Genomic DNA, 20,937 nt, shown 5'->3' with positions numbered 1-20,937 from the left:
AGCCAGTCAATCATCAGCGATCTTCGAAAGTCTTGACGACTTTCGTTTTCGAATTTCAGAGGATCACCGGTCAATCGCCGATCAGAACCTCTGAGACTCGTCTGGCCCCGGGTTCGCATACGCCGGATCTTTGGCTCGGATCAGAACTTCGCCATCGTCCGTCATTCGCACATCCAGCGGGACGATCGTGACTCCTTGCTCGTTGATGGTTTGAGCGTTGTCGCCGAGGTCGCGATCTTCGATGCCGTCCCGCTGAACAGGAGGCACATTGGCGTTGAAGAATGCGGTGCACCACCACTTGCCATCTTGGGTTTGAAAGGGAGTCCCGTGTCCCAGAAAACGGCCTGCGAATTTCCGAGGTCCGTAAGGACCGGTGATTTCGTCAGCCACGCTGTAGTACAGGTTGTAGGAACCTTTGCGGCCCTGGTCAGTCGACCACGCTGTTCCGAGATGAACGTATTTGCCACCGACTTTGATCATCGTGGCACCCTCGTGACCGATTCGACGGATGGGTTCTCCATCCGGCCCCGGGCGAGTCCCCGAGGGATCAATGCGAGTGGGTTCGGCGGCGTAACCCGAAAGGTCCTTCGTTAGGGGAGCTACAGATGTGTTCTGCCACAACATCCAAACCGTTCCATCGTCGTTGGTGAACAGCGATGGATCGTGACGAGGTCCCATCTTGCCTTTCATCGGATGCGTCCAAGGTCCCGAGAGTCTCTCGTCCTTTGAAAGCACAAAACTGGAGTGCTGTTTCGGGCAATGCACCAACGCCCAACGTCCCCTATTTCCAAGTTTCGGCATCCAATGAACCTCGGGCGCCCAAATCCTGTCTTTCGCAGTCTTGCGTCCCTGCTTTGCCTTCCAAGTGTCGCCGGTATCGAAGATCGCGCCGAGCGATTCCCACTCGACGAGATCCTTGCTGCGATAGGCACGCACCTGACTTCCCACAATGCTCTGGTCACCCAGACCGATGTTGTAGGGATTCGTTTGTTCTCGCGGTTCACCTTCGTTCGGTTGGGTTCCGGTGAGATAGAAATATCCGGCGGGTCCTGATGTGATGTACGGATCGCGAATCCAGCCAGCTTTGATGAACAGTGCGCGGTCGTGAGACTGCAATCCCGCTCGAATGGTCTCCGGATCCATGACCGGTTCTGGAATGCGATCCGTTGGCACCTCGACAAAGGCCGAGTCAGGGAACTGGTCCGCCTTGCTCTCATCTATCGCGGCTTCCTGTGTCTCAGTGTCGGCGGCCATGGAAGCTTTCATGTCTGATGTTTCTGGCTTCGACAAGTTCGCAGACAAAGTCGACGCATCGTCCTGCAGCATGATCGGACCGGCCGCATTGATCGCCGTGCAGTTGTTATCAGCTCCTGGGTATTCACCTCGCTTCATTCCTCCGCTCGCGCCGGAGGCATGCAACGATTGGCGATCAACGGTCGGATGCCTGGGAACACTGTCGCCAGTTTCTTCCTTCCACTGGTCCAGCAACGTGCGCAGTTGTTGTAGCGTTGTTTGGTGTTCCGGCATTGCAGCCAAATTGACAAACTGATTTGGATCTTTCTCCACGTGGAATAGCATCTCGACCGGCTGAGGCTTTTGTGTCAGTAATGCTTGAGCTTCGGTGAGCTTGCCCACTTCGGCGGCCTCCCACAGTTCACGTGCGGCAGCGAAGCTGTACGACGCACTTTCGCCCGACAAGTTGTGCCGTTCCGGCCAAGCATTCCAGATGTAAAGCCAATCTCCGGCTCGAACAGCCCGCTCGTGGTTTTGAAACACGTGCCAATTTCGCTCTGCAAACGCGACCTCGCGAGTGACTGCATTCGGATCGCCAAGGACGTCCACGGCACTGACTCCTTGCACCGTTTCCGGACACGCAACGCCGGCAAGTTCCAGGATTGTGGGTGCGAAGTCGATTGAACTGACGATTGAATTCGTCCGCCCAGTCGCAACGTTTGGCCCCGAGATGATCAATGGAGTTTTGATTCCGCTGTCGTACAAGTACGTCTTGCAGCGCGGAAACGGCCGGCCGTTGTCGCTGCAATAGATGATGTACGTGTTGTCCAGAATCTTCTGGCGTTTCAGTTCTTCCACCACTTGCCCGACGGCGTAGTCGGTGCGTGCGACCTCGTGGTAGTACCCAGCCAATTGGCCGCGTGTGCCTTCACCGTCAAACAACATCGGTGGCACGCCAGTCGATTGGGCGTCGAACTTCGGAGCGTCTTCGTTTGGCGTGAATGGAGAGTGAGCGTCGTGCGATGCAAACCAGCAGAAAAACGGCTGGTCCGTTGGCCGGTCACGAAGATGCGCCACCCAACGCTCACTGCCGGCCGGTTTGCTATCTGTGCTCACATCAAAACCCAACGCATCGGGTTTGGCCATGTGGTTTTTTCCGGAGATCACCGTGTGGTATCCCGCTTCCCGCAACGATTGAACAAACGTCCGTTGCGTCTCCGGCAAAGTCGTGTGCAACTCAGGCGCTCCCGTGTTGTGCGGATAGCGACCTGTGATCATTGAACAACGACTTGGCGAACACGAACTGATCGTCAGATAGGCGTTGTCGAAAACGAGACCTCTGGCAGCGAGGCGTTCGAGATTTGGAGTTGGAACGAATGTGTTGCCATAGACGCTCAAGTCATCCGGGCTGATGTCATCGGTGAGCACAAACACAAAATTGGGCTTGTTCTTGGTGTCGCTGGAAGTTCCGCTGTTCTTCCTGGCAGACTTTGTGACCTCCGGTCGTGTTGCCTCGACATCGTAGTGCAGTACCCTGCCCGAAAAACGATTGGGTGAGGAGTAATCTCCGGCAGCAGTCCGTTCATCAAATCCAATGCTCAGACCGTCGACCGGCTGTGCGGGAATCAATCCGGGTGAACTCATCGAGATCGGTTCGCCATCGTTGATGGTCAGCGTCATACGTTCCGCTGACAGGGTTGCGGTCAATCGAACTCGTCTGTGAACAATGGACGAGCCCATCAATCGTTTGACTTTTCCATCCACCCGAACATCGAACGCCGGTTTGCCATCGACGAAATGCAAAGCGTAGCCATGTTGGATGCCACCTTGAGCCATCGCAACGCCGCTCGGATTGTCCGCTTCAACGTCAGCGAACACCGTCAGCCTTCGATTCGCAATCAGCGGCGATTCAGCCTCCTTGGTCGCGGACGTTGCTTTTTCGGTACCGGCGTAGGGCTCCCAAGTCACACCGACTCGTTTAGCCCACGCTTCCCATCGGGAGACCATCGACGCCAATCGCTGCGAATGCTGGTCAGCAAGATTGTTGAGCTCACAACGATCTTCCGCGAGATTGTAAAGTTCCCACGACAGTTTCTTGGGCATTCGTTTCGAATAGACGATCTTCCAATCTCCATCGCGAAACGCATGAGCCGCTTGGTGGTCAAACCCAATTTCGCGAGGTGGCGATGATTCGCCACGCATCACGGGCAGCAAGCTTTTTCCTTCCAACGGTTGGATTGAATGGCCCGCGAAACTGGATGGATATTCGCCTCCGGCCGCCTCCAACACCGTGGGCAAAACATCCATCATGTGTGCAGGTTCGCGAACCCAATCGTCCCGTTTGCCGATGCCCTTCGGCCAATGAGCGATGAACGGCGTGCTAATGCCGCCCTCATGCGTGAAGTGCTTGTACATTCGAAACGGTGTGTTACCAAGATTGGCCCAAGCACTCCCATACGATTGATGAGTCCCACGTCCGCCGATGTCCCGCACTTGCTCACCAGTTCGCAAAATCGTTTCGCCACGTCTCGAGACGCCGTCGAACCCGAACGGTCCCCACTCGTAACAAGCACCGTTGTCGCTGAGAAAGAGAATCAGTGTGTTGTCAAAGTCTCCGGTCTGCTTCAGGTGATCAACGATTCGGCCGACACCGTGATCGACGCATTCCACCATCGCTGCGAAAACGGACATCCGACGAGCAAGATCTTTTTGCCGATCGGATTCCAACGAATCCCACGCTGGATTCTGTTCTCCAGCAAATCCATTCGCGATGTCATCCCGATCAACAGGAACAATCTCTCTCGGTGGCAAAGTCCATTGCTTGCCGTCTACCAAACCAAGCTGCCGCATTCTTTGGAACCGTTCCTCTCGCAGCACGTCCCATCCGCGTGAATAAATCGACTCATACTTGTCTGCTCGTTCAGCAGGTGCTTGCACGGGAAAGTGCGGCGAAGAATGTCCTAGAAATAGAAACCATGGCTGATCGGTGGATTGCCCTTGGCGAATGAATTCAATGGCGTAATCGTTGAACACATCGGTCGCATAAAACTGATCCGCCGGTGGTTCGATTTCTTTCGAGCGTCCCTCGGGCAACCGGATGTAGTAATCGGCGTCGTATTGGTCGTGCGAATGACCGTTGGTGTAGCCATAAAACTCGTCAAAGCCACGCTCGATAGGTCCGGTTTTCGGATGCAGGTGCCACTTCCCGACGTAGTAGCAACCATACCCTTCCGGCTTCAGCACTTCGGCCATTGTCACGCAGTCATCGCGAAGCCGACCCAGGTACCCTGGCCCTCGAGTCTGACTTGGTTCACTTGTCGTGAAATCGCCAATCCCGGCTTGAGTCGGATACAAACCGGTCATGAGGGAGGCGCGGCTGGGGCAGCAACGTGCGGAGTTGTAAACTTGAGTCAGCTTGACGCCGTCCGCGGCCAGCTCGTCGATGTGAGGCGTGCTGATCTCACCGCCGTAGCAACCGAGATCCGAATAGCCCAAGTCATCCGCCAGAACAACGATGACATTCGGACGATCCTGAGAAAACGCGTCACTCGCCAGGACCGCGAAACAAAAAAGAGCCGTGAACAACGACCGATAGCTAAAATGCATGCATTAACTCGCTTTCTTGAAAAACAAAGGGGCGGCTTCGAGAGCATTCTAGCACAACCCGACTCCCATCGAGTCACCACAGCCGACCGATCACTGAGAAAGCCAGTCAGGGCTCCGTGATCAAGGAGCTCCACCGGAAGGAATGCACAACGCAACCTATCTGGCCACCATCAAGCATCGCGATAAGTCGACTGGCCGGCTGATTGGAAAGCTCGACGAGCTGTCACCTGCCGAGAATACGATGGTGGTCTTCTTGAATGACAACGGCGATGTCATGCACAAGTATGACCTTTCCACCGATTCACCGGAAACAACCGAAGGCAACGCTCCGCTTCGTAAGAGATAGGTTTCCTTCTGCGAAGGCGGTATCCGTGTTCCCTGCATCGTGCGATTGCGGGAAGTTGTCTTAGCCGGCGTGTTCGATTCAACACCCATCCACGTCTTGGACTGGTTTCCGACGCGAACCAATCTGGCGGGCGATGAATCCAACCCGCTTGGTGATGGCATCCATTCTCAAGCCGTTACTCAGAGGCGAATCGATTGGTTTCAACGCGTTGCATTCCAAACGGAGTGTGAACCCAAAAAGCACGACCTCATGAACGAGGCGTGATTTGATTACGGAGACGTATCGACCGTTCTAAAGTCGCGATAGTTCTTCGCGATCAACCTTGTTGTCTTGGTTACGGTCGAGTCGGTCAAAAGTCGTGGTGGCGGCTGACTTCTCGCCTGGCATCCGTTCGCGGACTTCCGCCCGCGTGATGAACCCGTCCCCGTCCACATCGAGCCGACGAAAGAGCCTTGCCTGAGAGTTGCCGTTGCTCGATTCCGGCTTTGCCTTCACCGTTTGCTCCATGACGACGTATTCAACATATCCAAGATGCATTTCGTCGTAGGTCTGCTCACCCCAGCGAACATCGCGTGTGGGATCAGGGTTGGCCGGATTGCCCGCACTGTTGTCATACCAAGACGTGTAGCGAATCGTATCGCCAGGGTGCATCGCGCGGGGCTGGGCCAATCGGTAGAGCAACTGCCAATTGAAGTCGTAATGAGGAACGTCAAGCAATGTCTCGGTCTTGCCATCACGAATCAATTCGTACCGTGCTGCCTTGCCTCGCAGGTGCATGTGTGGCAGGAATCCGAGAACTTCAACGTTGTCGGGGACATTGAGTTTTGCCGTGACCGCGTGATCGCTTGCGCCCGCAGGAATCGTGAAGCGTGGATTGACGATACCGGCCACTTTCACTTCATGCTTCGGTGGTTGTTTTGAAAAGATGATTCCGACACGAGTGCTATCTTCGGTGGCGGTTCCGTTGGGTGTGTAGTGCATTTGGAATCGCAGCTTCGCCCCGGCCGGCAACCACTTTGCGTAACCCTCCGGATAGTCAAGCACGCTGTTGCCAGGAACGTAAACGCCCCAGTACCCCGATCGCTCGTCAACCTCGTCAGATTGGAGCGAAACAATCACGTGATGCACGACGCTTCGGTTTCCGGGCCGAACCTCGATTGCCCTCACCCACTTGCCCTCCTCGAAGTTCGTCTCCACGGTGATGTTCTTGTATGGCATCACGCCGGTCGCTTGAATTGGAACGGGTTTGGCAAATTCAAACACCGCATCCGGTTTTCCAATCAACCAACCGTCGGCGAATTGCTGGGCGATCGGAGCGTCGTCGGGATCACCTTCGGGTGTGTCCGCGTCGATCCAGGCGAACAATTTTGCCTTTTCGGTTGCCGACAATCGACGCTCATTGGCCCAGTGCTGGACTGGTGGGTCACCCGCCAGCGCGTTGGCTTCCACCGGTGCCGCGAACCAAGGTGGCATAACACCTCGATCGACGACGCTACGGATCATCCCCGCGTAATCCTGGACCTGTTCGTACGTTTCCAGAGGGATCGGCGCGATCCCGGTGTCGCGATGGCACTCAACACAATTTCGATTGATGATTCTTGCGATTTGACGGTGGTAGGTGATCTCGGTTGCCTCGGCGATCGTCGGATCCTCCTGCATCAACAACTCACATCCGGGGGAAGTCGTCGCGCTGATTCGGGGAATCGCACCGTCCAGAACCGATTCGATGGCATCCCTCAGGAACGTTTGTCGTGGAGTTTCCAGGGCATAGCCGAACCCATACTGATCATCGACTGCTCCGCGATAAACCAACGTTCGCGAGCGATCCAAAACGAACACTTCCGTCGTTGTTTTAACACCGAGCGTTCGCGAAATCGCCCGATCATCATCGCGAACATAGGGCCCACGAAAAGCATGAACCAGGACGGCGTTGTGAAGCCGTTCCAAGTCTTCGGACTTGTTCGGGTTGATGAATAGGAAACGAACGCCGCGGTCCTTGTACTCTTGCTCGATCGCAGCCAGTGTCGGCGAGTATTTCAAGCACAACGGGCACCCCGTTCCAGTCATCGCGACCACGGTGACGGGAGCTTCGGCGAATTCACTCAAACGAAGCTGCGTTCCGTCGATCGCCGTGAACGAAAGATCCGGGATCATGCTGCCGATGCCGACTTCACCTGCTTTGATTGCGACCGGCCCCTGGCGGACCTCGGAATCGGAAGCATCAGCGGCTGACAAACCGCTGATTGCAATCAGCCCCAGGGCGACGAGGGCAATCGGATTTAAATTGATTGTCATTTGGATTCCTCTGACGAACCTTCCGTGAGATGTGCCTCGAACCAAGCGACCATCGCCTTGGTTGCTTTTGCCGCGTCCTCACCGTCAAACCCGTGACCGGCTTCGGGAAACTCGATCAGGCGACTGGTCACACCTTCTCTTTCGAACGCGGCTTGAATATTGCGACTGTGAAAGATCGGTACAAGTTCGTCTTTCCCGCCAGCAAGCAATAGTGTCGGGGCATCATCGAGTGTGACATACCGCAGAGGCGAATCCTTTGCCGCAATGGCTTGGTCAATTTCGAGTGCGGGAAAACGATCATAAACTGGCAATCGATCGGGCGAGTCTTTCGCCATGACTTGCAAATCAGTCGGCGCCACGTAAGCGACAACAGCCTGCACACGATTGCTGGTTTGAGCGACAGGATCAGTGGCCTCCGGGTCCCCTTCGTCGGAAGCTGTTCCAAGCATCAGTGACAAATGTCCTCCGGCACTCATCCCGAAGACGCCAATGCGATCGGGATCGATCGAAAACTGGTCGGCATGATTGCGAATGAACCGCACGCTTTGGCGGACATCAGCCACCGCTTCGGCGATCGAAAACTTGGGACTGCTGCCGTGGCGAACCGCGAAAACGGTGAACCCTTTCTCCGTCAGCGGGCGGAACATCGACTTTGTTTCCTCGGGCGGCGTCCAAGCGGAGTACCAGCCGCCGCTGACCATGAACAATACCGCCGCACCATTGCTGTTTTCGGTTGGTCGGAAAACATCAAAGGTCTTCGCCAATCCAAATTTGTGGCCGTAAACCACATCGGGGGTAATCGTCACCTCGCCTGCTGAAACGAAGTTTGTCAACGTGAGCGAGACGACAAAAGCGGGAATCAAAGATCGCATCGGAACTCCGAATTCGACGGTCTGTTTAGATGGAACGACGACGCTTGGAACCCAGCAACCTCGGGCGAGTTTCACAAGACGGAAGAATCGTCGAACGGGCGAACTGGCCAATTATATCTGCACGAGAGGACCGGCGTGGCGACGGCAGCTAAGAAGGAACCTGTTCTTAATCTAGAGACAACTTTGCCGCTACGATTCACGCGAATCAACAGCGCACGAAGCCGCACGCTATCCGTGACTCAAATGAAGAGACCATCGGCGCAGCCACTTGGTGAGGTGCTCGGGTGCTTTGACAATCGATCAACCTTGCAACGACATCGGTCGCTGCCGCCCATTGCCACGATTCCATCTGATAGACTGCCTCTCGGCTTAGTGACGTTGATCTTCCCGTCGGCGTCACCAAGGTTGTCTTCTCTCCCGCTCGCTCCTTCATTCCCCACGAGGCGTGTTTCGATGTCAGATAACAAAGGTGTTGTGTACCTTGGCGATGGAAAGGTCGACGTTCAGTCGATCGACGATCCCAAATTGGAACTCAGCTATCGAGGAAAAACTCGGCAGTGCCATCATGGAGTGATCTTGAAGGTCATCTCCACCAACATTTGCGGCTCCGACCAACACATGGTTCGCGGACGCACGACAGCCCCGGCCGGCATGGTGCTTGGGCACGAGATCACTGGCGAGGTTGTGGAAGCCGGCCGCGACGTGGAGTTCATCAAGAAGGGTGACATCTGCAGCGTGCCGTTCAACATCGCGTGCGGTCGATGCCGCTGCTGCAAAGAAGGCGACACTGGCGTTTGCGAAAACGTGAACCCCGACCGCCCCGGCGCAGCTTATGGTTACGTCGACATGGGCGGCTGGATCGGCGGCCAATCTCGGTACGTGATGGTTCCCTACGCCGATTGGAACCTGCTCGCGTTCCCTGATCGCGACCAAGCTCTCGCGAAAATTCGCGACTTGACCATGTTGTCGGACATTTTCCCAACTGGGTACCACGGCGCGTACACCGCGGGCGTGACCACCGGCAGCACCGTGTATGTCGCAGGAGCCGGCCCCGTCGGACTTGCATGTGCTCACGCTGCTCAGTTGCTCGGTGCAGCGGTGGTGATCGTTGGCGACATGGTTGAGGAACGGCTCGCGCAAGCCCGCTCGTTCGGTTGCGAGACGGTTGACCTCAAAACCGAGGCTTCTTTGCCAGACATGATCGAACAAATCTTGGGATCCCGCGAAGTCGACTGTGCCGTTGACTGTGTTGGCTTCGAAGCCCGCGGTCATGGCGGCGAATCAGGTGTCGAGAAACCCGCGACGGTGCTTAACCAAGTCATGGAAGTGACCCGAGTCGGAGGCGGCGTCGGCATTCCCGGCTTGTACGTGACCGATGATCCGGGCGGAGTCGACGAAGCAGCCCGAACCGGCAATCTATCGCTCCGCATCGGTTTGGGCTGGGCCAAATCGCTGCACTTCACCACCGGCCAGTGCCCCGTGATGAAGTACAACCGAGGCCTGATGATGGCGATTCTGCATGATCGTTGCCAAATTGCCAAAGCGGTCAACGCAACGGTGATCTCGCTGGAAGATGCCCCTCAAGGCTACGCCGACTTTGATCAAGGAGCCGCCAAAAAATTCGTGCTCGACCCGCACGGCGTCCTGGCTGCTTCCAGCTAAGAACCACGTTAACAACAAGTGATGTAGCGGAAGGGCGCGAGCCCTCCGGTTCCTCACCGGGCGGCTTGCGCCACACCGCTAACATCGTGACTTGTTGTTCACGCGTTGCTAAGGAGCGCGGCATTCAATCGACGCGTCAGAGGGCGGATGCAGCAATTGCATTCGCCCTTTCTGCGTTGAGAGGTTGTGCAGTTTTTTCACTCCGCTTTTCTGCAGATTTACACTCGATGTACCTATCGCGAAACGAAGTTTTGGGGATTGGTACACCGACTCCGTTCAGGCGTAGAGGTCGCGCAGTCTATCGAGGCCGCGTTTTAGCGGGTTTCAGCATTTGAGAACCTCTCCCGAAACGAAGTTTTGGGGGAGGTCGAGCGACGCCGTTCAGGCGTACGCGAGGGAGGGGGCCGGGCACGGGAAACGGCGCGTTCTACCCTCGCCGGAATTGCCGCTGAACGCTCGCTTTCCGCCCCCTCCCGCTGCGGCTTGTCGACTGAGTCGTCAACGACGTTTTCATGCATGTAGGATGGGCACTCTTGCTTGTCCAAGTTGCGGATATTAGCTTCAAGCCGAATTTGAATCGGAGCTTGAAACACTCGGCAATTCAACCGACGTGGGCGTGGCTTCGATGGCGAGCATGCTCATGCCGAACGACATCAAGTGATCCCTTTGGCGTTTGCTGCGGTTCTTTTGGAGAGAACACTGACCAACATGCAAACGGCTCAACTGTCGAGAGCTGGATGCAGCAGGAGCATGCATGCATCGCTGCGTCGTGCAGTGAATTCTGAAGCGATTTAGTCCTGCCCGGCTCGATAGCCGGCTAGGGTTTCGCTCAATATCTCATGCAACTCGGCTCGCGTTGTTGCATTCAGATGCGAGTAGTCGTCGGGCACGGTCTCGCCAGTCAGGATCGCTCGCAGTTGAGACATGATTTCTGTTTTCAGGATTGGCTGGAGGGCGTCAAAGGCTTCGGTGTAGACAAGAAAACTGCACGGGTATTTGAACAACCTGGTTTGCAGATCAAACTGCCGAAGGGATCGCCCCTTCGAATCAATCGGCCCGCGTGCCTCGAACTCATGCACAAACTCTCCCGCACTGTCGATTGGTGACTGCAACGGTTCCTCGTCGCAGAACAAGATTGCCTTCAACACTTGGCGTGCGGCGTGGGTGTTTTGCATTGACAGGTCAGCCTCGTCTGCTTCGCTGACGCTCAGCCCCTTCGCCAGACGCTGTGCACGATCGTACTCGAGCTTTCGGACGGTGAAGTCCGCTTTGACGAAAACGTTGTGAACACTGGTTTGATGCCCCAGCACCATCAACGCCGCAATGTCACTGGTCGGCATCAAGTACCCAGAAGTGTCAAAGCGATCTTCCAAGTCCATGACATTGCCGCTGCGACGCAGATCCAACGCGTTGCCTCGCAAGAAGGCGTTGCCCATGTGCTGCATGGAACCATGGTTGCCGGTCACGTACCAACCGCCCCAACGCTCCTTAAAGGGACTGGAATCACTGGTCACGTGCGAGGGGAACTGGGCATTGATCCCGCCGTCGTGAAACGGCGAAACACTGCGCATCATATGCCCCGGCAACCCGCCCGTCATCGATGTGGCATGGCAACCCAAACAGTCATAGTCTGACCGCGTCATCTTCGCTCGCCAGGGTTTCATGTCGACGGTATAGAACGCCGCTCCCAACTTCGAATCGGCGGTTGAGACTTCGACCAACGAGCTGCCTCGCACCCAACCAACGTAAGTGTCGTCGTTGAAGTAGATGGCTCTCGGGTTGGAACGCGAAATATGCTGTACCTGCATGCTCGTTTTGGAAAACACCAGTGTTTGCGATGAAACCGGGATGTCCAATGCCTGCAGGAGCGATTCCAAGTGCCCGCGTGGCTTGCTGTAATCGAGACGCACTTCTTTGGACTGGATCTTCGCAATCAACCGGCTGACGCGATTGTCCTCGACCGTATCCGAGTAGGAAAACGGCGGCTCCTCGATGTCCATTAACCCTTGCGCTGACACTGCGGAAAGGACGCCAATCGACAGCGACCATCTCAATGTCAAAGCCATCGCCACCAGGCATTTTATCGATGGATGATTCGTCATGAACTCGCCAACGTCATGTGATTGATTTCGGGTCATGTCTCGTTCAGGGTTCGCAGAACCTCGGCACGGTTTGATTGACGCGCGACCCAGTACCACCGGTTTTCGCCACGCCAATTAAGTGCACCTATCTGTATAGAATACACTGTAAACGCTTCCACGTGAACGATGCCCGGGCGTGAACTCGGCAGGTGTTCCCAAAGCCAAGAGATTGAACTCAGCGAATGAATTCAAAAAGGGAGATCACGGTGCTCCGAGCACCCAAGCGCCAATCACGATTGCGCCGGTGATCACGCCAGCGACCATTTGGAACGAACTGCTGGCAAGCCAAGCCTCCGGCAAGCGGCATCCGATCCAGCCAAACAGCGTCCCAGCGACGAAGCCGGTGACGTGTGCCAAGACATCAGTCCGTTCGCCTTCCAGCCCCATGAACGACAACAACAGGACGCCGCCGATCAAGGGACTCCAGCGAACCAATGCCTTCGTCGATGTTTTGTATCGAGGGTGCATCGCGTGCGCGACCAGGATCCCCAACGCGGCGAAGACCGCGGTCGATGCGCCGATCGAAGTGTGCACCGCGTCCCGAATCACGGCGTTCATCAAGTTCCCCAGTGCACCGGCCAAGACAATTGCTAGCCAAGCCAATCCGCCACCTAGAAGACGACCCGCCAACACGCCGAAGACACCACCAAAGACCAAATTTGAAAGCAAGTGCCCGGCATCTGCGTGTAACGTCAGCGCAGTGATTGTTCGCCACCACTCACCATTCATCACATCGCCCGCGTTCATCTGACCGACCGCTTTCCAGTCGATCCCGTAGGCAGACGTATCCGCCAGAACGGCGACCGAGACAATGAAAATGGCGTAGTAAATCACACCCGCAATCGAACCACCGAACACGATGACCTTCGATGGCAGCGACTGCTTGATCTCGGCGAGACGATCGTTGCGATACGACTGCAACTCAGCGAAAGCGGCTCCAACTTGAGCTTCGGGCACGACCAAGCACCAATCCCCGGATTGTTGCACCATCTCGCTTGAGATTCCCACCGATTCCAGAACCAAACGAGCATCCATGCAGTCGCGGTGCGAAGGCGAACGAAAAACGATTTCGGGTTCCAGTCGTCTTTCAGTCATAGCATGGCTGGAAATGTCGCCAATCACCTTGCTATTGGCGTGGCGTTGGCTTGGTCGACAGAAATTGGATGAAGCCAAACTAGGCGACACCCCTGGCACAAAGCAAGCGGTTCGGACAGAGAGTCCTCGCACCTCCCGGGCGAACTGACGAAACGCGTCGCCGCAAGTCAATTACCCGGCCCCTTGGTCGCCGTCGGCCTCAGTCGAGCACCGAACGACACGAGGTCATTCCGTTTGGCGATTTCAATCACACCGACGTTGAGACTGATTCTCCTAGGCACAGCCCGATTCGCTTTTCATCCGCCGTATGATTTCACGTATCAGTGCCAACCATCCAGACAGAGCCGTCAAACGCGTGTGCCCGTTTTGCCGCAGTCGATCTTGCCCCCCCAGGAACCTTGACAGAACCATGTCCGCGGGCCTCCCTGGGTGGAGTAACCGTCACAAACGTCAGACTCTTCGACTTTCACCAATCTGTGGATTGCGGTTCGCTGAAAGCAAGCTCGTCCTCAGCATCCGGACGGTAACTTTTTGTTACCCAAACGATTGCGGTCCGCTAGCGGAACAAGCCCGTTCACGGGACACAACCATTCGCCAGGGTCAGTATCGCGATAAATGGATCGTCGTGCGACGCCGGCTCAACACAGGCAAGCTCGACTCAACGCAGAAATCACCTTTGCTGCGTCGAGGATTCTGCCATTGTCTGTCGCTTCCTTGAACTCGACCAACTAGCAAAGCAGGCCATGAACAAAGTAGGTACGACATCGACTGGCAACGTCATGGTCGAGATGACCGCCCAAGAATATGAAGCCCTCCGTCAGCTCACCAAACCGAGCCCGTCTCCGGATCCTGCCGTCACGCCATCCGCAAAAGTCATGGATGCCAAGTCGATGTCACGTGCGGAAAGAATTGAGTACGTCAAACCACGCCTGATGAAACTTTCACCGAAGAAACGCGAGTCGGTCGTGAGATCCATCAAAGCGATGTTTCAGCATTCAGGCGGAATTTCCCAGCCGGAGGTGGACGCAATGATCAAGGCATTGCAAAAGACCGGCTACTTCAAAATCGCGACCAGTGGCAAGGTTGCCTACCGCGTCTAGAGACACGCCGAAACTCTCACACGATCGCACCACACGATCCACCACCGCTCGTGCAGAACAACAGCGGACTAACGGCGTCACGAAAAAAAGCCAACAGAAGAAAACCCTGGAAATAACAGGGTCTGTCTTCAGTTGGCTTTCGATGACTGATCGTCAAGCTACCCCGCTAGGGTTCCGGATTGATCTTGCCCTGAAGCATCCCGACCGACCTGGGCAATTCTGCTTGGCAATTGAATGTGATGGTGCGACTTACCATTCGTCTCACACAGCGCGCGACCGCGATCGAATTCGGCAAACAATTCTCGAAAGCCTTGGTTGGACCATCATCCGCGTATGGTCGACGGATTGGGTGCGGAATCCAGATCGCCAAATCGAACGCATTTTGGAGGCTTACGAAAAGTCGCTTCTTTCCCCAATCAATGCCAAACAAGATTCTCAAGACGATGTCGAGGAGGATTTAGAACCGACATTCATCCAGAAAGAAGACGATCAACAACGGCGTGCAAAGCTGTCGTTCGACTCGATCGACGAAGTCCCCGACGACGCCATTCATTTGGCGGCGACCTACGTCTTGACTCAGGCCGGAGCGATGACAGTCGACGATTTGGTTCGTCAAACATCACGAGAACTCGGATTCAGAAGAACCGGCCAGAAGATTCGCTCTCGAATCGAGTGTCGCCTGAACGCAGACCTCGAAAACGGCAGTCTCATACGAACCGGACACAAAATCGCGGTCTCCAGCTGATCTGGCGAGACTGCAATCAAGGCGTCCAACGCACAGTGTTTTCCGCCAGGTCGACATCGAATTCCCCATCGCACTCGCAAGACACCAACGAGTAGGTGCCCATCGGATTATCGACCTGCATCGTCAGCAGTTCGCCGCAGTGCGGACAAGTGACTTCCGTGCTGCCGGTCGTTGTCCAGCTGAAAGAACTGGAACACCAAATCGTTGACAGTGCACCTCAGCCAATCGTCCTGAAGATGAGCCGCTTAGCCAAAAAGCGATTCGCCGAATTCGTTGACTCACACGGGGCGGAAACGATTCAGCATGGCGAAGCACTTGCCGCTGCGTGGGCGAAATTCGAAGGGTACGCGATGAGATTTGCGTTGGTTGATCACCTTGTTCGTGCCGCCTGCGGTGAAAATGGGTGCCGATCAGACGGACCAGTCCGTCGCAAGAGTATCGAAAACGGAATTGAACTCTCGAGATGGTTCGCCAGTGAGACAGAACGGATCTACGCCACTTTGAACTTCGCGAAACTAGACGACCAACGCGAAGGTCCTGAAAACCGAAACGCCAGCCGTCTTGCCGAGTGGATCAAGAGTCATGGTGGGTCAGCTACGATAGCCGTTCCGCGGCATCGGCCACCAAGTGATTCGTGATCTCTTGGTCCGCGTGATGCCAAAGAACGCGGCGAAGAATGGTTGGAAATAGCTTTCTCGGGATGGCTTCGGCGAGCTTGTTCCAGGCTTTGGCGATCTCAGCCATCTCGTCCGGATCTTTTGCTTTGGTTCGGCCAAGCACTGTGACAATTGGCGTGTTCGTCTCGTGGCGGTACACGCTTAAGCCGCGCAGAACCGATGGTCGCCTGTGGTCAACCTACAGCGATAAAACGGACAAAAAATCGAACCATCCTGTGACGCTTGTGTGCATCGCAAGCATACAGACGATCAAAGCGAGTCGCGTGACATTTCGCCGCAGCATTCCTGCTGCGATCTATTCTATACCCAGTAGTGCATATTGCGATAAGATGATTGAACGAGTTTCATTCATCCTTGGAATCGCGACATGATCGCTCGACCTCAACACAACACTGCGACTCGGCCGCCTCACGTGAGGTCTCGCAAATCGTTTGTCCACAGCCCGATGCTGGTGTTCTACGAGCTGACGCGGGCGTGCGACTTGGTGTGTTTGCACTGCCGAGCATGTGCTCAGAAACGACGTGATCCGAATGAGTTGGATACCACGCAGTCAAAACGATTGATTGATCAACTCGGTGAATTTCCCGATCCGCCGATGTTGATTTTGACCGGCGGCGATCCGCTCAAGCGCGACGATATTTATGAGCTGATCGAGTACGCGGTTGATTCGGGCATCGACGTTTCGATCACACCGAGCGCGACGCCGCTGGTGAACCGTGACTCCATTCGGCGGCTTCGCGACGCGGGCATTTCGCGGATGGCGATCAGCGTCGACGGCGCGGACGCGGCCACGCACGACGCCAACCGAGGCGTCGCGGGCAGCTTTGATCACAGCATGAACGTGCTGCAGATCGCTCGTGAGCTGGGTGTGCAAACGCAGATCAACACAACGCTGACGCCGGCCAATGTTGATCAAATTGAAACGATGGGCGAGCGGTTTGGTGAACTCGACATTGCTTTGTGGTCGGTGTTCTTTCTGATCCCGGTCGGGCGTGCGACCGAGATGGAACGCTTGAACGCGGACGAATGCGAGGACGCGTTTGCTCGCCTGCACGCTCAAGCCCAGTTGCAGCCGTTCATGGTCAAAACAACCGAAGCGCCGCACTACCGCCGATACGTGATTCAAAACACGACCAAACAAACTGATGCCGCTCCGCGTGGCTTCATTCCCGCTGGTGTGAACGACGGCAAAGGTGTGATGTTCGTTAGCCACACCGGCGAAATCTTTCCCACCGGGTTCTTGCCAATTCATTGCGGCGACTTTCCTCAGCAAAACATCGTGGATGTTTATCAGAAATCGCCGACTTTCCGGATGCTTCGCGACAGCGATCAACTGGAAGGCAAATGTGGTGTCTGCGAATTCCGAAACGTCTGCGGCGGTTCACGCGCCCGAGCGTTCGGCGTGACCGGCAACCCGATGGCCGAAGAACCCGACTGCAACTACATCCCTCCCGCCTTCCATGGATCTCCACCATGCCCTCCTTCGCTCGTCCCCACCGCGTAGCCGTCATCGGCGGTGGTATCTCCGGACTCGCCGCGGCCCATCAGCTCCTCAAACTTGATCCGTCGCTCGACGTGACGCTGCACGAATCGGGCGACCGGCTTGGCGGCGTGATCAAGACGACTCGCAAAGACGGGTTCTTGATCGAGGGTGCGGCCGATAACTTCATCACCACCTCACCGACCGCGATCGACCTTTGCAAGGATCTTGGTCTTGGCAACGAACTGATTCAAACCAACTCGGGCGGTGGCGGAGCGATGGTGGTCAGTCGCGGCAAGCTGGAACCGATCCCGCCGGGGTTCATGGTGATGGCTCCGTCGCGGTTGTGGCCGATCCTTGCCACGAAGATCCTGTCGCCGATGGGGAAGCTGCGTTCAGGGATGGAAGTCTTCGTGCCTCGGAAAAAGCAAACCGATGATGAATCGCTGCGATCGTTCATTTGTCGCCGGTTCGGCACTGAAATGTTCGAGCGGTTGGTGCAACCCTTGGTCGGCGGCATCTACACGGCCGACCCAACCCGGTTGAGCGTCGCGGCGACGATGCCCAGATTTCTTGACATGGAACGCGATCATGGCAGTTTGATTCGCGGCATGATGGCGGGGCGTCGCAAAAAGAAGCACAGCTCCGAAAATCGCGGCGGTGCGAGATACAGTCAATTCATGACGCTGCGAGGCGGAATGTCACGATTGATTGACGCGTTAGGCGACAACCTACCGACGGACAATGTGCGTCTGAATTCGCGAGTCAGCGACTTGTCTAAAGATGACGACGGCTGGCTGATTCGCACCGAAGACGGACAGACATCTCATGCCGATGCCGTCATCGTTGCTTCGCCGGCCAATCACGCCGGTGCGATGCTTCGACGCGTCGACACGAAAATGGCCCGGCGTCTGAGCAACATCCAATATGCCAGTTGTGCCGTCGTTTCGTTGGCGTTCCGACGTGACCAGATCAAGACCGCGATTGACTCGTTCGGGTTTGTCGTCCCGCATATTGAGAACCACATGATCCTGTCTTGCAGCTTCTCAAGCGAGAAGTACGACGGTCGTGCACCGGAGGGGACGGTCTTGATGCGAGTGTTTATCGGCGGCGCGATGCAACCGGGTTTGCTGCGAATGCCCGACCAGCAGTTGATCGAATTGGCCCACTGGGAACTTGCCAAATTAATGAACATCGAAGGCGAACCGATCCTGCGTCACATCACACGCCAAACGCACGCGATGCCGCAGTACCACGTCGGTCATAAACAACGCATCGCCGAAATCAATGAACAGCTTGAACATCATCACACGCTGGCCCTCGCTGGCAGTTCACTTTCCGGCGTGGGTGTGCCCGGCTGCATCGACAGCGGACAGAAGGCGGCGGCCAGAGTTCTCGCGGGACTGAAAGAAGTTGACGCGAAGGCGGAGAGACGCGAGGACGCAGAGAACCCTGAACTCATCTCCCTGCGTTGATATCTTCTCCTCTGCGGCTCCCCGCCTCTCGCGACTTTACGTCCAATTCTCAAACACAATCTATGAGCACCGCCACCATTCACCGATCGACAACGCAAGCTGCCTCATCGGCCAAGCTGAAACCGAAGGAACACGGAGCGTACGCGATCCTGGGCATCCCGATCCTGACGGCGTTGCTGATCGCCGGTCCAACCGTCGTTGGCCTATGCGTGGCCGTTGCCGCCGTGACTGGCTTCCTCGCTCACGAACCGTTGCTGGTCACGCTCGGTCATCGTGGTTCGCGAGCCCAACGCACGATGCCGGCGGCATCTCGGCGACTCACGATTCTATTGTTCGTCACACTCGCTTGCGGAATCATCGCCATCGCGATGGGGTCTAACGCCGTTCGATGGTCGTTGGCTGGATGTGGCATTCTTGCCGTCGCCAGCTTTACGTTGGCCATCGCAGGCAAGCACAAAACACTCGGCGGGCAGCTCTTTGGCGTCGTTGGTCTATCCGTTGCGTGCGTGCCGATCATGCTCGCGGGTGGTTTCGCAGTATCGACCACCAACGAGGCCTGGGCGACTTGGTTGATCGGATTTGCCGCGACAACGATGGCAGTTCGCGGAGTCATCGCGGCACAGAAACGACAGTCGCGATGGGTGCACTGGACCATGATGGCGGGACTGTCAGGACTGGTCGCCGGGCTAACAGCCGTCAGCTTTCGCTTACCAATTGCAACACTGCCGATGTTGGCGATGTCTTGGTATCTGATGTTCGACCCGCCACCCGCCCAACAACTCAAACGTGTCGGTTGGACATTGGTCGTCGGAACGATCGCGTCGGCCGCTTGGATGACTTACACCCTTACCCCGTGGACCAACTGATGAACACGAACGCAACCGAAATGATCGACTTGCTACAGATCGACCCCGATGCGGAGCCCAAACCTAGCCTGCTGCTTCAAAACGATTCCTTCAAAATCATGCGTTTGGTCTTACCGGTCGGTAAGACGATCCCTGAACACAAAGCTCCGAAGGAGATCGCCGTTCAGTGCGTCAGTGGTGCCGTCGACTTCACCGCCAAAGGCGAGACGCACCACATGACGACCGGCAAGCTGCTTCACCTGGAACCCGGCGAATTGCACGCCCTGACGGCGATCGAAGCATCTGTCATGCTTGTCACGATGGCAAAGTAGCTCGCCCTCGAAAATTCTCGAAGCGGCACATCGAAAGCAGCCCTTTTTCGTCAAAGCATCGAACTTGAATACCAAAGCAATCCACACCGAATCTGCCTCACTGGAAACGATCGAGAATGGCTCCTTCGTCAGAAGTGCCGGACGTTTGTGGGAAGAAGGAACCCGTGCCAAGTTCCTCGACGCGATACGCGACGGAACCTTGCCAACGGAAGCGTTTGAGCGTTGGCTGGTGCAGGACTATCTCTTCGCGAAAGGTTTGACAACGTTCCAAGCCATCGCCGCGGGGAAGGCTCCGCGATCGGCGCAGAAGGTGTTGATTGATGGACTGGTCGCGATGGAAGCCGAGTTGCAATGGTTTGAAAAACTGGCTAGCGAACGTTCGCTGGATCTCGAGACGCCACACCACCCGACCTGTCAGCGATACGTCGATTACTTGATCGCGTCCGCCTACACGAAGCCGCCGGCAATTCACTTGGCAATCCTGTTTGGTGTCGAAGCGGCCTATTTGTCGGGATGGAGTCGGCTGGAAGCTTCCGGTCCGTACGAAGAATACATTCGGCGTTGGTCCAATGACCTTTTCTTGCAATACGTTGCCGAGCTTCACCAAGCTTGCGTGGACCATCCTCTGAAAGGTCAGCAGGACGAATTCAACACGGTGCTTTGCCACGAACGTGATTTCTGGACGATGACCTATGAAGGATGAATCCGGCGTGCCATCGTGTCTGCACCAAATGCTCTGGGATGAGAACTCGGACTTGATCGACCGTTGCTTGCATCACCCCTTTGTGCGTGGCCTGGGTGATGGAACCCTCAGCCAAGATTCCTTTCGTCGTTATATTGCCCAGGACGCTTTCTTCCTCAACTCTTTTGCGAAAGCCTACTCGTTGGCATTGGCGAAAACCGAGAGCACGGATCATGCGAAGGCGTTTCATGGTTTCATCGGTGGCGTCCTGGACGAATTGAAGCTGCACGCTGCTTACGCGGAGTCCCTCAGCATTGACCTGAGCCATGTGCAGCCCTATGCCGAAACGCT

Annotated in this window: 17 protein-coding genes; 11 read left to right on the top strand and 6 right to left on the bottom strand. The window is 56.0% G+C overall.

Annotation, left to right across the window (positions count from 1 at the left end):
- Positions 1 to 81: 81 nt before the first annotated feature.
- On the bottom strand, positions 82 to 4,839 hold the full coding sequence (locus RE6C_RS08465) for a sulfatase-like hydrolase/transferase (RefSeq protein ID WP_008655627.1): 4,758 nt from the start codon (positions 4,837 to 4,839) through the stop codon (positions 82 to 84).
- 142 nt (positions 4,840 to 4,981) lie between these two features.
- On the opposite strand from RE6C_RS08465, the gene RE6C_RS08460 reads away from it, so the two are divergent.
- A complete protein-coding gene (locus RE6C_RS08460) occupies positions 4,982 to 5,185 on the top strand; it encodes a sulfatase-like hydrolase/transferase (RefSeq protein WP_008655626.1) in 204 nt (67 codons plus the stop codon).
- A 291-nt stretch (positions 5,186 to 5,476) separates the two neighbouring features.
- Here RE6C_RS08460 and RE6C_RS08450 read toward each other — a convergent pair whose 3' ends face one another.
- Both RE6C_RS08450 and RE6C_RS08445 read right to left on the bottom strand, forming a co-directional pair.
- Entirely contained in the window at positions 5,477 to 7,480 is a 2,004-nt protein-coding gene (locus RE6C_RS08450) for a redoxin family protein (RefSeq protein WP_008655623.1), read from the bottom strand.
- A complete protein-coding gene (locus RE6C_RS08445) occupies positions 7,477 to 8,352 on the bottom strand; it encodes an alpha/beta hydrolase family protein (protein ID WP_039961615.1) in 876 nt (291 codons plus the stop codon). Before RE6C_RS08445 ends, RE6C_RS08450 begins: the two co-directional genes overlap by 4 nt.
- Positions 8,353 to 8,805: 453 nt before the next feature.
- On the opposite strand from RE6C_RS08445, the gene fdhA reads away from it, so the two are divergent.
- The gene (gene fdhA / locus RE6C_RS08440) at positions 8,806 to 10,014 is read left to right on the top strand and encodes a formaldehyde dehydrogenase, glutathione-independent (protein WP_039961599.1); all 1,209 of its coding nucleotides are present in this window, start codon (positions 8,806 to 8,808) and stop codon (positions 10,012 to 10,014) included.
- A 791-nt stretch (positions 10,015 to 10,805) separates the two neighbouring features.
- Here fdhA and RE6C_RS08430 read toward each other — a convergent pair.
- Together RE6C_RS08430 and RE6C_RS08425 are read right to left on the bottom strand one after the other, a co-directional pair.
- Complete coding sequence (locus tag RE6C_RS08430) at positions 10,806 to 12,152, bottom strand: hypothetical protein (RefSeq protein ID WP_008655613.1); 1,347 nt, start codon at positions 12,150 to 12,152, stop codon at positions 10,806 to 10,808.
- A 204-nt stretch (positions 12,153 to 12,356) separates the two neighbouring features.
- Complete coding sequence (locus RE6C_RS08425; protein ID WP_039961597.1) at positions 12,357 to 13,250, bottom strand: rhomboid family intramembrane serine protease; 894 nt, start codon at positions 13,248 to 13,250, stop codon at positions 12,357 to 12,359.
- Positions 13,251 to 13,993: 743 nt separating this feature from the next.
- On the opposite strand from RE6C_RS08425, the gene RE6C_RS29445 reads away from it, so the two are divergent.
- The 3 genes from RE6C_RS29445 (at position 13,994) to RE6C_RS30080 (ending at position 15,733) form a co-directional block, all read left to right on the top strand.
- Positions 13,994 to 14,350 (top strand): hypothetical protein, encoded by a 357-nt coding sequence (locus RE6C_RS29445; protein ID WP_008655609.1) that lies wholly within the window; start codon positions 13,994 to 13,996, stop codon positions 14,348 to 14,350.
- A gap of 142 nt (positions 14,351 to 14,492) precedes the next feature.
- Entirely contained in the window at positions 14,493 to 15,095 is a 603-nt protein-coding gene (locus RE6C_RS08415) for a PDDEXK-like endonuclease domain-containing protein (protein WP_081605599.1), read from the top strand.
- Between the two features lie 95 nt (positions 15,096 to 15,190).
- A complete protein-coding gene (locus tag RE6C_RS30080; RefSeq protein ID WP_315852346.1) occupies positions 15,191 to 15,733 on the top strand; it encodes a DUF3987 domain-containing protein in 543 nt (180 codons plus the stop codon).
- Here the strand turns inward: RE6C_RS30080 and RE6C_RS32430 are convergent.
- Positions 15,690 to 15,839 (bottom strand): hypothetical protein, encoded by a 150-nt coding sequence (locus tag RE6C_RS32430; RefSeq protein WP_173401780.1) that lies wholly within the window; start codon positions 15,837 to 15,839, stop codon positions 15,690 to 15,692. The genes RE6C_RS30080 and RE6C_RS32430 overlap by 44 nt on opposite strands.
- Positions 15,840 to 16,139: 300 nt before the next feature.
- Here RE6C_RS32430 and RE6C_RS08400 point away from each other — a divergent pair, with 300 nt between their 5' ends.
- From RE6C_RS08400 to RE6C_RS08375, 6 genes are all read left to right on the top strand, one after another.
- The gene (locus RE6C_RS08400) at positions 16,140 to 17,276 is read left to right on the top strand and encodes a radical SAM protein (RefSeq protein ID WP_008655604.1); all 1,137 of its coding nucleotides are present in this window, start codon (positions 16,140 to 16,142) and stop codon (positions 17,274 to 17,276) included.
- Positions 17,246 to 18,727: a protoporphyrinogen oxidase gene (gene hemG / locus RE6C_RS08395; protein WP_081605597.1), complete on the top strand. Its 1,482-nt coding sequence runs from the start codon at positions 17,246 to 17,248 to the stop codon at positions 18,725 to 18,727. The genes RE6C_RS08400 and hemG overlap by 31 nt, the downstream gene beginning before the upstream one ends.
- A 62-nt stretch (positions 18,728 to 18,789) precedes the next feature.
- Entirely contained in the window at positions 18,790 to 19,593 is an 804-nt protein-coding gene (locus tag RE6C_RS08390; RefSeq protein ID WP_008655599.1) for a YwiC-like family protein, read from the top strand.
- Positions 19,593 to 19,904 carry a cupin domain-containing protein gene (locus RE6C_RS08385; protein ID WP_236618035.1) on the top strand — a complete coding sequence of 104 codons (312 nt, stop codon included), beginning with the start codon at positions 19,593 to 19,595 and terminating at the stop codon, positions 19,902 to 19,904. The genes RE6C_RS08390 and RE6C_RS08385 overlap by 1 nt, the downstream gene beginning before the upstream one ends.
- 64 nt (positions 19,905 to 19,968) lie before the next feature.
- Complete coding sequence (locus RE6C_RS08380; RefSeq protein ID WP_144054703.1) at positions 19,969 to 20,607, top strand: TenA family protein; 639 nt, start codon at positions 19,969 to 19,971, stop codon at positions 20,605 to 20,607.
- Positions 20,597 to 20,937, top strand: a 341-nt coding sequence (locus tag RE6C_RS08375) for a thiaminase II/PqqC family protein (RefSeq protein ID WP_201766874.1), incomplete at its 3' end; no start/stop codon positions are given. The genes RE6C_RS08380 and RE6C_RS08375, both read left to right, overlap by 11 nt.

The sequence above is a fragment of the Rhodopirellula europaea 6C genome (assembly GCF_000338295.1).
Lineage (GTDB): Bacteria > Planctomycetota > Planctomycetia > Pirellulales > Pirellulaceae > Rhodopirellula > Rhodopirellula europaea.
Note: the sequence above shows the minus strand (reverse complement) of the source record. Positions and strands in the feature narration are given on the sequence as shown.